General features: G+C 63.6%; 7 protein-coding genes. 3 read left to right on the forward strand and 4 right to left on the reverse strand.

Translation table 11 applies throughout. From position 1 onward, the window contains the following. Positions 1–87 precede the first annotated feature (87 nt). Positions 88–462, forward strand: a complete 375-nt coding sequence (locus U5A52_RS35570; RefSeq protein ID WP_321938662.1) for a response regulator — start codon at positions 88–90, stop codon at positions 460–462. On the opposite strand, the gene U5A52_RS35575 is transcribed toward U5A52_RS35570, so the two are convergent. The 4 genes from U5A52_RS35575 to U5A52_RS35590 are packed head-to-tail and all read right to left on the reverse strand — an operon-like array spanning position 459 to position 12,953. After that, a complete protein-coding gene (locus tag U5A52_RS35575) occupies positions 459–5,621 on the reverse strand; it encodes an AAA family ATPase (RefSeq protein ID WP_321938664.1) in 5,163 nt (1,720 codons plus the stop codon). The two genes, U5A52_RS35570 and U5A52_RS35575, sit on opposite strands and share 4 nt — an antisense overlap. Then, positions 5,618–11,644 carry an AAA family ATPase gene (locus tag U5A52_RS35580; protein WP_321938665.1) on the reverse strand — a complete coding sequence of 2,009 codons (6,027 nt, stop codon included), beginning with the start codon at positions 11,642–11,644 and terminating at the stop codon, positions 5,618–5,620. Before U5A52_RS35580 ends, U5A52_RS35575 begins: the two co-directional genes overlap by 4 nt. 33 nt (positions 11,645–11,677) lie before the next feature. Then, entirely contained in the window at positions 11,678–12,334 is a 657-nt protein-coding gene (locus U5A52_RS35585; protein ID WP_321916189.1) for a response regulator transcription factor, read from the reverse strand. Between the two features lie 46 nt (positions 12,335–12,380). After that, complete coding sequence (locus U5A52_RS35590; protein WP_415774103.1) at positions 12,381–12,953, reverse strand: response regulator transcription factor; 573 nt, start codon at positions 12,951–12,953, stop codon at positions 12,381–12,383. Between U5A52_RS35590 and U5A52_RS35595 the strand changes: the two genes are divergently transcribed. Together U5A52_RS35595 and U5A52_RS35600 are read left to right on the forward strand one after the other, a co-directional pair. After that, entirely contained in the window at positions 12,942–13,172 is a 231-nt protein-coding gene (locus U5A52_RS35595) for a hypothetical protein (RefSeq protein ID WP_321938699.1), read from the forward strand. The two genes, U5A52_RS35590 and U5A52_RS35595, sit on opposite strands and share 12 nt — an antisense overlap. A gap of 200 nt (positions 13,173–13,372) precedes the next feature. Continuing rightward, a complete protein-coding gene (locus U5A52_RS35600) occupies positions 13,373–13,747 on the forward strand; it encodes a response regulator transcription factor (protein WP_321916188.1) in 375 nt (124 codons plus the stop codon). The last annotated feature ends 29 nt before the right edge of the window (positions 13,748–13,776 follow it).

Raw genomic sequence — 13,776 nt, forward strand, 5'->3', positions numbered from 1 at the left:
CCCGGCGAATTCCGTCATTACTATCAGCGCTGTCGACCCGCGCTGGAGTGCTGGTCCATCGCGCCGTTGTTGCTCAGGAGATCATGCGTGTCCGCCGCTCATCACGTCTGTGTGGTCGACGACGATCAGTCAGTTCGGCTTGCACTTGCCAGCTTGCTTCGTTCGCTCGGCTATGAAGTCGAAACCTTCGAATCGGGGAATGACCTCCTGCGATGGCTTGCGCACAATCGCACTGCGTGCGTCGTCTCCGATCTCCAGATGCCCGGCATGTCCGGCCTGCAAATGTTCGAGGGCATGATCGACATGGGCGTCGATGCGCCGTTCGTGCTCATCACGGCGTATCCGACTGCCGAAGCCGAGGCGCGGGCCATGTCGATCGGCGTTCGCGCGTTCCTCACCAAACCGGTCAGCGCACAGGCGCTGGCCATGCACGTCAAGCAGGCGGTGAATCGGGCCGGCTAGCGCTCGAGCGCCGCGTTTCCCCCCGCCGCTTCAAACGCGGCGGCGAGCGAGAAAACGAAACGCGCGCCATGCGGCGTGTTGGGCTCGAACTCCAGCGTGCCGCCATGCCGCTCGATAATCGAACGGCAGATCGACAAGCCCAAACCCATGCCCGTTGCCTTGGTCGTCACGAACGGCTCGAACAGCGACCCCTCAACGCAGGCTTGCAGCCCAGGCCCCGAGTCGGCCACGGTGATTTCCGCCCGGCCGCCGCCCACATGGCGACTGGAAAGTTCGAGTACGCGGGCGCGCGAATCGACGCCGGCCATCGCCTCCACGGCGTTGACAATGAGATTGAGCGCGACCTGCTGAACCTGCACGCGATCGCCCTTCACGAAGAACTCCGGCGCGATGGCGTTATCGACTTCGACCTGGTGATTCTCGACTTCCGCGCCCGCAAGCAGCAGCGCTTCGGCGACCGCGCGCCTCAAATCGAACACGGTTAGCGTGGGCGGCGCGTTCTTCGCCAATTCACGTATGCCGTGAATGATGCTCGATGCACGCAGGCTCTCGCCCGCCACGAGCGTCAACATCTTGCGCGCCTCCTCGAGTGCGGGCGGTTCGCGCTCGAGCCAGTGCACGGCCGCCGAGGCCGATGAATGAATCGCGCTCACAGGCTGACTGATTTCGTGCGCAATGGATGCCACCAGTTGGCCCATGGTCGTGAGGCGCGTCACGCGCGCAAGCTCGGCCATGGCGTTGCGCAACGCTTCCTCCGTATGCGCGATGCGCTGATTCTGCTCCACGAGATCCTGATAGAGGCGCGCGTTTTCGAGTGCGATGGCGGCCTGTGCGCCGAGCACGGAAAGCACGGCGATCTTGTCCTCGGTAAATGCGCTTTCGCTAAGCCGGTTCTCCAGAAAGATCACGCCCACCAGACCGCCTTGTTTGAGCAGCGGCAGGCAGAGCACCGACTTCGCCTGGGTCCTTCGCACATAGTCATCGCGCGTATAGCCGCCCTCTGTCGCGGCGCTGCCGAGCGCGAGCGGCTGCCCCGTGCGGATCGCCGTGCGAACCAGCGTAAGCGGCAAGTCCTCGCTCGAAATCTCGCGCCGCACGACATTGACTTCGGCGAGTTCGGCGCGCGTCACGGCCTCCGCATGAATCTGCAAGCCGCCCTCGTGGTTCAGCGCGAGCACGCAACGCTGGGCGCCTGCGTGCTCGAGCGTCACGAGCGCGAGCGTTTCGATCAGACGGCTCAGCACGATTTCGCTGGACAGCGCGCTCGAAGCCTTGATGATCGCAGCAATATCGAGCTGTTGCGACGGGTAGTCGAATGGCGGCATCGGCGCAGCGGCCGACGGCTCCGTTTTCAGGCCTCGCTCCGTCATGGCGCGCACCTTGGCGTTCGCGCCCCACCATGCATAGGCATGCGAAGCATCGCGCAAGTAGGCGTCGGCAATCGTGCCGCGCCCTTGCTGGCGATGAAATCCTGCCGCGAGTTCGCACGCCAGCGCCTCGACATGCAGAATCCGTCGTTCGTGGGCGTGACGAATCGCCTTGTTGTAGAGGTGCTCCGCGTCGCGGGCGCGGCCGTCGAGCCGCGCGATCTCGGCATCGACGAGCGCGGCCCGGCCCGTGAGATTCGCGGGACCGACGTGCGCCCATGCGCTCAGCGCCGCGCAATGCGCGTCGAGGGCTTCACGGTGTGCGGCCCGTTCGTGCTGCGTCGCTGCCATTTCGCACAGCTTCGCGCGCGTGAGCGCGCCAAAGAAGCGATATTCGATCAATTCGAGGAACATTCTCGACGCGCCGATCGATCGCCTCGCCGCCACCTCTGCCTCGAGCGCCGCTTCGAAATCGCCGGAAATGAAGCTCGCCTGCAGCATGCACGTCCAGTAGGCAAAGCCAACGCTCGTGTTGTTCGCGCGCACCGCGTCGATGTCCCGCTGATATTCCTCGTCGCCGGCATGATCCGCCGTGTCGCGCCGCCCCGCGTCGCCCAGTTGTTCGACAAGCTGGATCTGCGCGCGGAAAACGCCGGAATACAGAAAGAAACGCGACAACCTCGCGACGTTCAGACCGTTTTTCGCCTCCGCGAGAACTTCGTCCAGCGGCCGGCCGGCGAGAAGCAGCACGCTCACGACATTACGCGCGCCCGACACGTCGAATACCAGATCGCCGTCCGCTTTCGCCACCTTCTTCGCTTGCTCGATATACGGCATGGCGTCCTGGGCCGGCCGGCTCCACGGAATCACGAGACTGCCAAAGCGCATGTAGATGCGCGCCTTGTAGCGCGAGCGCTTGCAACGATCGACCACGTCGACGGCCAGTTGCGCAAACTCATAGCCCGTCCTGTAGTCCCCATAGCGCTCGGCGAACACGAGATTCAGGCAAACGAAACCATACGCCGCGGAATCGGAAAGACCGTGCCGCAAACTCAGCAAGGTCAGGTTCAGCAGAATCACGTCGAGCAGATTGGCATTGAAAAAGAGCGCGGGCGGAATGAGATCGGCGAGCACATCGAGCGCGCAGCGCCACACCGGGTCTTCGACCCACGCGTTATCGCCAAGCTGGGCAATCGACCTGTCGCCCAACTCGCTGCGCAACTGCCGATAAAGGCGATCGACTTCACTGTCCGACGGGCGCTCTTCGATGTTGACACCGAGCCGGGCCAGAAAGTCGAGCCCCGTGGTCAGCGCCTGAATTTGCCGGTTCTGTGCGGTTTGCAGGCTCGCCGTCAAGCGCGTCAATTCCGCCCGCAGCGCCATGCTCACCGGCTTGCGGCCGAGCGCCGCGAGCCGCGCCTCGGCGGGCGCGAGCGTGCCGATCAGGCACTCCACGTCAGCCCGGTGAAATTCCGTCCATTGTGCCGTGTCTTCGTCGGTGCTTTCGTCGATCAGCGCCGCCGCCGTTTCGAAATAGACCAGCGCCGACGTGTACGCGGTCGCCGCCTTCGCACGTTCCCCCGCGAGCAGATTGAGGTAGGCAAAGCGCTTGCGCTCCTCGGGCGAAACGACATGCGAAGCCCCACGATTGATCTGATTCGCGACGACGAAAAGTTCGTCGCTCGGCTCGTCCTCGCGCAAACGCGTGGCGAGCCTGCGCCCGATCTCGAGGTGCAGGGCCGCTTGTTCGCTTTCGCGCATCGAAGCGTAGGCGGCCTCGCGAATGCGGTCGTGCGTAAAGCGCAGCCTGTCCGCATCGCGGTCGATGAGCGAAGCGTTGATGGCCTCGCGCAGGCTTGCCTCCAGCGCTTGCTTCGTGAGGCTTGCCGCCGCCGCGAGATCGGCGATCTTCGCAGCGGCTCCCAGACAGGCAAAGACCTGCAACGCGTCACGCGCGGCCTCGCCCAGCCGTGCGAAGCGCAGCAGCATGAGGTCCGCTACGTTGTCCGAATACAGCTTGGCGCGAATGCGATCGACGTCGCGCAGGCGCAACGCGCCCTTTTCCTCGAATTCAATCAGCCCTTCGCTCGCGAGTTCCGCAGCCAGCTGAATCGTGAAAAACGGATTGCCACCCGTCTTTTCCCGAATGATGTCGATCACCGGCAGCGACGCGTCGAGCTTGCAGCCCAGCGTGTCGCCAACGAGGCGCGCCATGTCGCCGCGGTCAAGCGGCTCGACTGCAATGACCTGATGCCGGTCTTTGGTCTCGGCAATGAGCCGCTCGAGCGCATGCCCCGGCGTCACTTCGTTGCTGCGAAACGCTGCGATGAGCATGACATGCGAGAGGTCGCTGTCGCGGGTCAGATAGTCGAGGACCGTCAGCGTGCCTTCATCGACCCACTGCATGTCATCGAAAAACAGCACGAGCGGGCGCTCGGGCTGCAACACGCTTTTGAGCAGATCGGCAATCGTGCGCAAATAAACCGCTCTGTCGACATTGAATTGCGTTTCGTCGTCGCTCGACAGAGCGCCCAGTATCAGTTTCAGGTCGGGCAAAAGGCCATAGAGAATTTCCGCGCGAGCGCCCATGCACGCCGTGAGGCGATTGCGCGTCGCGGTGAAGCTCGCGTCCTCCTGACCGAGAATCGGGCGGATGAGCCGCTCGAGCGCGCGGGCCAGCGCCCCATAGGGTTGGGTCGAATCGAGCTGTTCGCACACGCCTCGCGCATACGAGATCGATGTCGTGCCGATTGCGCTTGCCCATTGATCGACCAGCGCGGACTTTCCGCTACCCGAATAGCCGGCGACGAAGACCAGCTCGACCGCGCCGCTCGTGCTCACGCGGCGCAAGGTTGCGTCGAGCGCATCCATCTGGCCACGGCGGCCGTATAGCGCCCCGGCGTGCCGGCTGATCGCAACGCTTGCGTGCAAGTCCAGCGGAAACACGGCGGCGTTGCGCTCCGGCCCGGCGTTCAGGCAGCGCATCAAGTCGGCCAGCAGCCCGGCCGCTGACTGATAGCGGTCGTTGGGATTCTTGGCGAGCAGTTTCATGACGACCGCTTCGACCTGGCGCGGCAATCCAGGCGCGTAAGCGGAAGGACGCATGGGTTGCTTGGCGAGCTGCGCATGCGCGAGCGCCATTCTGTCGACGCCCGTGAACGGCAGCACGCCGGTGAGCATTTCGTAGAACAGGCAGCCCAGCGAATAGAGGTCGGCGCGACAGTCCAGCATGCGCTCCATCCGGCCGCAAAGTTCGGGCGCCATGTATTCGATCGCCCCGCTGCTGGCACGATGAAGATTGGTTTCGCGGTCCGAACGATCGGCCATCATCGCGTGACCAAAGCCAAGGAGGCACGCCGATTCGTCGGCGTTATCGAGCAGAATACAATCGGGATTCAGGTCGCAATGGACCAGCCCGGTTTCATGCAGCGATTCCACGGCGGTGGCAATCGCCATTGCGGCGCGCAGAAAGCGCTCGAGCTTTTGCGGCGAACGCCAGCGCGCGCGCAAGAGCGTGCCGCCGGGGTCGCGCAGCGCGAGCGCAACGAAGCCGTTTTCCCGCAATAGCGCATAGGGCCGTGCAGCCCACGGCGCCGCGAGGCGCGCGCGCAACGCATAAGCGTGCTCTAACCGCGCGCACCGCTCGTGCTCTTTCGGGCCGTCCTCCGTCACCATGAACAGCACGTGCGCGCCTTCCTTGTTCACGCCGCGATAGAGCGCCGGCGGCCCCGCGACCAGTTGCGTGACATCGTAATCGGCGAGTTGGTCGAGAATGGGCGCGTAATGGCTCATGCGGTCGTTCCGTTCGCGCGTGCCGCGACAGTGCCTTCGGCGCCGCTTCCTGCCGCGCGAAGCTCGAAGCAGAACGTCGCGCCCGCGTCCTGATTATTGAACGCCCAGATCGAACCGCGATGTTCCTCGATGATCGAGCGGCAAATGGACAGGCCAAGCCCCATGCCGTCCGACTTCGTCGTGAAGAACGGCTCGAATAGCCGCTCGACGATATCGGCATCGATACCCGTGCCCGAATCGCACACACACACGCGCACGGACTCCGCGCCAGCGAATTCGGCCGAGATTTTCAGCACCCGCGTACTGCCCGGACACTTCAGGATCGAATGCATGCCATTGAAGATCAGGTTCATGACCACCTGCTGGATCTGGATCTTGTCGGCGGCCACCTTGGGCAAACCGTCTTCCGACACGACACGCAGGCGAATGTTGTTCTTTTCCATTTCCTGCCGAACGAGTGCAACGACTTCGCTGACGGTTTGCGTCAAATCGATCGCGGCGCGATTCGGGCGCTCCTTGCGCGCGAGCGCGCGCAGGCGGTTGATCACTTCACTCGCGCGGTCCGCGTCGCTCACGATACGCGCGAGATTGTTGCGCGCTTCGGCAACCGAAGGCACCGCGCGGTCCAGCCAGCGCATGCCCGCCTCGCCATGCGTGATGATCGCCATGAGCGGCTGCTTGAGGTCGTGCGCAAGCGATGCCGTCAATTCGCCCAGCGTCGACACGCGCGTGACGTGCGTGAGTTCCGCCTGCGCGCGCAACAGCGCGTTTTGCGCCTGGTGAATTTCGGTCATGTCGGCAAGGGCGCCGACGTATTCCACGGCACGGCTCGCCGAAGCGATTGGTCTCGCCACCATGCGCAGGTACTTCACCGCGCCCGTTTCCACGCGCACGCGATACTCGGCCTCGATGATCGACGCGCCTGCCTCCCCCTCGCACAGCGCGCGCCTCACCTGATCGACGTCGTCGGGATGAATGCGTTCCAGCATGAGATCCATATGCGGCCGCGAGGGTTCGTCCATTTCGAGGATCCGGTAGGTTTGCGCGGAGCACGTCAAGTCGCGAGATTCGACATTCCAGCCAATGCTGCCGATATTGCTGAGGCGCTGGGCTTCGGAGAGATACATCTCGCCGCGCCGCAACGCGTCTTCGAAGGCGCGCCGGTCCGTGACATCGATCGTCGCGCCGATATATTCGCGCGCACCGCTCTCGTCGCTCGACCACGGCCGGAAAATCACCTGCAGGCGGCGCACGCTGCCGTCGCTTTGCCGTGTCGAGAATTCGTGGCTATGCATGCCGTCTTCGCAAATTGCGTTGACGAAGACTTCCTTGAAACGCAGGCGGTCCGCCTCCAGCACACGCTCGAGGCACATTTCGATGGTCGGCCGCTCGCACGTGAATTCCACGCCCCACAGCTCGTAATTCTCACGCGACCACAGCAATTGGCCCGTGGTCGTGTTCCAGATCCAGGTACCTGTCTTGCTGATGCGCTGGCCCTCTTCGAGGAACGCCTCGCTGCGCCGCAGCCGCGCTTCGGTTTGACGGCGCTCCACGTTCTCGCGCTTGAGCGCGGAATAGAGCCGCGCGTTCTCGATGGAAATGGCGGCCTGGGCGGCCAGCATGTTCATGAGGTTGATGCGCGCGACATCGAACACATACGGCGTGACGCTGTTTTCCATATACAGCACGCCAACCAGCCCCGCGTGGCGCAACAAGGGCAGGCAGAGCAGCGAACGGCAGCGGCCCTCGCTCAGGTAACGGTCGTCGCGGAAGTCGTTCGGCTCCGCGCCGTCGTCGATGACGACGTTCTCGTGAACCCGCATGACATGGCGAATCACGGTAAGCGGGACCACCGACTCGCACAGGCCCATGTCGCTCGCTTCCACGGTAATGCCGTTTGCCCTGGAACCGGCCTGGGCCACAATGCGAAAGCTCTCGCCCGACCAGAGAATGAGCAGCGCACGCTGCGCGCCGCTGTGGCGCACGGCAATCTGCATGAACGCCTGCACCAGCTTGTCGAGGTCGATCTCGCTTGAAACGGCCTGGGACAACTGGACCATCGCGGCGACATCGACCGTGCCCTGTGGCGCCGCGTGAGCGCCGGAACTGCGCGCGGCAGGCGCACCGTCACGAAGATGGTGAAAGGCCTGCTCGAGACTGCGCACCTTGGCGTCGGCGCCCCAGCGCGCATAGGCGTCGCGAGCCGAGCGCAAACACGCCTGGGACACCGAAACTAAACCGCGTTGCTGGTAGAAGTGCGCCGAGCATTCGCGCGCCATGGCCTCATAGTGCGGCTGCCCATTCTCACGCGCCAGTTCGATCGCGCGCTCGTATTCCTGCTCGGCCTGCGCATAATCGCCCACGAGCCGCGCATATTCGGCCGTGACGAGCGCGCAGCGGCTGCCGAAGTTCTCCGGTGCGCTATGTGCCCATGATTCAAGCCGCTCGATGGCGCCGATCAGTTCGCGCTCCATCAATTCGTGCGCGGCTTCCTGCCCGGCTTCCTGCGGCAATTCGTCGATCACGCGCACGAGCGCAAGCGCCCGCAAAAAGTAGTACGTCACCTCGATCGGCATGGCCATCACCGCGCCGAGCAGTGGCTCGATCTCTCTTGCGCGCGCAATCGTGGCAGCGAAGCGGCTGTGCAGAAAGTCCAGCTTCATTTCCATGATCGCCGCATAGGCGATGCCGCAGCCGAACTGGCTCTCACGCACGAACGAGACGAGTGCTTCGTGCGTGGAGGCAATGCCCAGGTCTGCCGCATCGACGCCCTGCAAGCGCAACAGGAACATCAATTCGAGTTCGATCGTGACGCTGATGGTCTTGTTGCGCAGTTCGTTCGCAAAGCGCAGATTCTCGCGGCACAGGTTAGTCACCTCATTGAGGTGCTCGCCGCGCTCATAGGCCTGCCAGATACTCTCGAACGCGATATAGCCCGCGTAGATGAAGTCGCCCGCTTCGACGCACTGGCTCATCGCACGGCCCAGCACCGGAATGGCCGCGCGAAACGGCCGCCGCCAGATCAGGATATGGTCGCCGTGCAAATGCAGCAGCGTGCCACTCAAACGCGGTTCGCCATAACGCTCGTTCACGGCAAGCGCAAGCTCGGAAAAGCGCAACGCAAGATCGAAGTCGCGCGTGGTGCCGACCAGCAGCAGCGCGTAGATGGCGTAGACATAGCCTGCCAGCCGCGTGTTGCCATGCGCGAGGCACAACTCGGCTGCCTTGAGCACGAGAATCGGGAACAGCTTTTGTACGCCGATATACGCACTCGGAATCGCGTCGATGATGAGGCCGATCACGGCCTCGTGCATGGGGTCGTCGAGGCAGCCGCGCGTGAGCAGCGCCGCGACCCGGTGCGGCGGGCACAATTCGCGCAACGCCGCGAGCTTTTGCGCGACTAGCGCATCGTCAATGGCTTCGCCCTGCACCTCGACATTCAGCAACGAAAGCGCGCTGAGCGTCGTTTCGACCGCCAGACGATAGTCGCCGGACGCCTGGTGAATGCGGATTTCCATGCGCAGCGCGCTAGCGCGCTTGAGCAGACCGCCCGCGCAATCACACGCCTTGCGCGCCGTTTCCAGCGCCTGGCTGAAACCGCCGGTGAGGTACTCGCATTCCGCCATGTCGAGCAGCAGCCGGAATACGTCGATACGCGCCTCGCTCACGCCGTACTGCTCGATAAGCTTTTCCGCCTGGGCGAAATACTCGCGCGCGGAACTCCATGCAGCCGCCGCTTTCGCCGCGTTGCCCGCCAGCACATCAAGCTCCGCAAGTCGCGTGCGGTCGGCTTGCGAAAGAATGCGCTGCGCGCGGTTCAGGTGGCCGACCACCTCGAACACTTCGGCCGTGCTCGGGGCCGTCGGCATGGCAAAGAGCAGGTTGGTGCCGATCTGCGCGTGCGCGAGTTCGCGTGCCGTTTCGCCGAGCATCGCGTACGAGGCTTCCTGCACGCGGTCGTGCGCGAAGCGGTAGGCTTCCCCCTTGCGCGACACGAGGCCCGCCGTCTCCGCTTCGCGCATCGTCGCCAGGACGCGGCGGCTATCGGTGCCGAGCACGCGGGAGAGCGCCCCCACGCGCGCCGTTCCCCCCACGCACGCGAAAACCGCCAGAACATGCTTCGTTTCATCGTTCAGGCGCGTGAGACGCAGCGTGAGCAGGTCGACCACATTGTCGGTGTAACCCTTGTCGCGAATCTTGTCGATGTCCCACGTCCAGCCCACGCTGTACGCGTCCGGCACGATGAGCCGGTCCTGTATCAGCTCGCGCAGGAATTCGATCGTGAAGAACGGATTGCCGCCCGTCCTTTCGAAGATCACCGAAGCGAGCGGCGCGACGGCCTCGGGCGGCTCGACCAGCGTTTCGGCAATCATCGTCACGATGTCCGCGAGCGTGAGCGGCAACAGGCCGATCTTTTCGGTCACCTTCCTGCCGAACAGAATGCCGTTGAGCCGTTCGCTCGCCACCCGCGAGCGGCCCAGATCGATGCTGCGGTGCGCGAGCACGAGCAGCAGGTGCTTCAGTTCGGCGTCCGTTGCGAGGCCATCGATGATTTCCAGCGTGCCGGAATCGAGCCATTGCACATCGTCCAGAAAGAGCACGAGCGGCCGCTGCTTGTCCGAAAACAGCATGAGAAAGCGCTTGACGACCAGCAGAAAACGGTTGGTCGCTTCCTGCGGCGGCAGGGTTTCGATTGCGGGCTGCGGCCCCACCATCGCGCCGATTTCCGGCACCAGATTGACGATCAGTTGGCCGCCCTTGCCCACGGCTTCCTCGAAGCGACCCTTCCATAGCGCGATTTCCGGGCCGGTCTTTCTGAGCAGCGGGCGCACGAGCCCGCGCAGCACCTGGACAAACGCCGCATACGGCACATTGTCGTTGTACTGATCGAATTTTCCGAGCGTGAAATGCACGCCGGCCGACCCGATATTGCGTTTGAATTCCTCGATGAAAAACGTCTTGCCGACGCCGGGCTCGCCCTCGACGATCACCGCCATGGCGTCGCCGGTCTGGCGCACGCGTTCCAGCGCGCCGTGCAGCTGTTCGAGTTCGCGCTGCCGCCCGTACGTACGCATGGGAAACACGGCCTGCGATTGACGGTCGCCCCGGCCGAGCAGTGCGGGCGATATCTGTGCGCCGTATGTCATTTCATCGAAGCAAAGCTGCAGGTCGGCCTCGACGCCCGCCGCACTCTGATAGCGGTCGTCGGCGGCTTTCGCCAGCAGCTTGTTGATGATGAATTCGATCTCGGGACGGATTTCAGGAACGAGATTGCCGAGCGGCCGCGGCGTACTCACGAGATGCGAATAGACCCATTCCTCGCGCTCGCGCGCGTCAAAGGGCAACTGCCCGGAGAGCAGTTGGTAAAGCAGCACGCCCAGCGCATACAGGTCGCTGCGCGGATCGTTACGCTGGCTCGCGGCGCTGGTGCGCTCGGGCGCGAGATACGGAAGCTGGCTCATGGGCACGATACCGATCTCGCCGCCGCCCGCGTAGCTGCCCTCGATACCGCAAGCGCTGCCGAAGCCCGTGATCCACACGCGCTGCTCGCGATCCACGAACAGGTTGGCGGGGCTCAGGTTGTGATGAACGAGTCCATGCGAGTGCATGTCCTTGAGCGCCGAGGCGAGCGACACCGCGAGCGCAAGAAAGCGCCGCAGCGAGCGGCCATGCGCCATGTCGCCGCTGAGCGATGCACCCTCGCAATTGTGCAGCGTGAGCAGAAACTGGCCGCCCGAACGAAACAACTCGCGCGGACGAATGCCCCATTGCGCGTCGATCGATTCGCGCAGGCTGTATTCTTTCTCGAACGATGCGAGGAGTTCACGCGAAGCGCGTGCCTCGAACGGCGCTTTCACGATGAGCGGCTGTTCGCACGCCTCGGTGCTCACGCGGTATAGCACCAGGTCGTCGTCGCGATGAAGCCGTTGCGCGCAGGTAATGCGCCCGTGAATTTCCGCGGCGCCTGTCGCCTCCCAGCCCGGGATCTCTGCCATCGAGTGCCGACCCGCTCTAGCTGCCATGCCTCTCCCCATCCATGTCGTGCCGGTGCGCCATTAATTGCGCGCGTGCCCGGCTGCGCTAATGACCTCCATCTTCCTCACGAGATCGGCGACCGACTGCGCTTCGAGCTTGCGCATGGCGGAACTGCGATGAATCTTGATCGTGATCTCGCTCAGCTTCAATTCGCCCGCAATCTGCTTGTTCAGAAAGCCTTCCACCACGTACGACACGACTTCGCGCTCGCGCGCGGTCAACTGGTCGTAGCGCGCGCGTAGCGCCGCCTCCGAGCGGGCGCGTTCGCGCCACGCGGCATGGCTCGCGATGGCGGTCGTTACGGCATCGATCACGCGCTGCTCGCGCACAGGTTTCGTAAGAAAGTCGATCGCGCCCGCCTTCATGGCCCGCACCGACATTTCAATGTCGCCGTGCGCCGTCATGAAGATAATGGGCATGTCCACTTCATAGCGGTGCGCGCTCTGCTGAAAGGTCAGGCCGCTCTCGCCGCGCAGGCGCACGTCCAGCAGCAAACAGCCCGGCACGTCTTCTTTCGGCGCCAGCAGGAATTCGTCGATGCGCGTGAACGTGCGCGTGGCGAAGCCGGACGAGCGCAGCAGGCTCGAAAGCGCCGCGCAAATCGACTCGTCGTCGTCGATCACGTAGACAACCGCACCCTCCCCCCCTGGCGCAATACGAACCGCGTCTTTCTCCATTACCGTTCCCCTGCAACCATGCACGTTATCTCCGGCGAATCGTTCATCAATCGTGGGTACGCGGATCGGCTATCGACCCGGCGTCGCCTCCGATCTGCAGCGTCCGGATTTTTCGCACCAGGTCCGCCGTCGTGCGCGCGGCAAGCTTCTTCATCGCTCTCGCGCGGTAAATCTTCACGGTCATCTCGCTGAGTGCGAGTTTGCTCGCCGCCGCCTTGTTCATATACCCCGCGGCAACGAGCACGGCGATATCGCGCTCTCGCGGCGTCAAGGTGGAAAACCGCTCTCTGAGCGTGCTCGACTGGCTCAGCCTCATCAAACGCGCCGCGTCGCGCTGCAACGCCTCGGTCACGGACTCGATCATGTCCTGCTCGCGAAACGGCTTGGTCAGGAAATTGATGGCGCCGCCTTTCATGGCGCGAACCGACATTTCAATATCGCCATATCCGCTCATGAAAATAATCGGCATGACGATTTCATTTTCCGCCGCCCATGCCTGAAACTCGAGACCGCTCTCGCCTTTTAACCGCACATCGAGTATCAGGCAACTCGGAATATCGGCCTGCACGCGCTCGCAAAATTGCGCTGTGGCCGGGAAGGTCTCGACATGAAACCCCACCGATTCGAGCAGGCTCTTGAGTCCTTCCCGAAGCTTTTCGTCATCGTCGACGACAAAGACTTTCGATGCAGCGTGCTCCGTGCAAGCCCGGCTCGCCTCCACGGACGCGCGCTTGCCACGATCGCTCTCGATTTGGTACATGCCAAACTCCACCGGTTGCTGATTTCAGGCGTCAACCCAAAGGGAATGCCGCGCGCGAGGCGCGCGATTGCGCAATGATTGGTAAGCGTTGTGTGCTCGGCGAGGGGCGTGCGGTGGGTGAACCCTCATTTCCCCCTTGCATCTTACCTACGGATTGCGGCAAACCCTATCTATACCTCCGTATGATTTCGGCGGCTTGGGGGCTCCGGTAAGCTTATGCCGCGTACACGCGACGGATCACAGCCATACCGCCTCCAGCACGCCACGGGAGATATTCATTGTGTACGCCACAAGTCATCTGGGTGGTTGACGACGACCCTTCGGTCCGTTCCGGCCTTTCCAGCTTGCTACGCTCGCTCGATTACGACGTCGTGACATTCGAGTCCGGCATGGATCTGCTGGCCGCCGTGGGCGAGCGGCACCCGCGCTGCATCATTTCGGATGTCCAGATGCCCGGCATGACCGGCGTCGACATGTTTTTGCGCCTGATTGGCGCGGGCATACGCATACCCACGATTTTCGTCACGGCCTACCCCATGCCCGAACTCCAGAGCCTGGCGCTGGACAATGGCGCGAGCGCATTCCTCATCAAGCCCGTCAGGGCCAGGGATCTCGCCGCCGCCGTCGCCGTGGCAGCCGGTAGCGCAGCGTAAATCGTCGCGGATCGCCGGAGCATCCCAAG

Source organism: Paraburkholderia sp. J8-2, from assembly GCF_905220195.1.
Classification (GTDB): domain Bacteria; phylum Pseudomonadota; class Gammaproteobacteria; order Burkholderiales; family Burkholderiaceae; genus Paraburkholderia.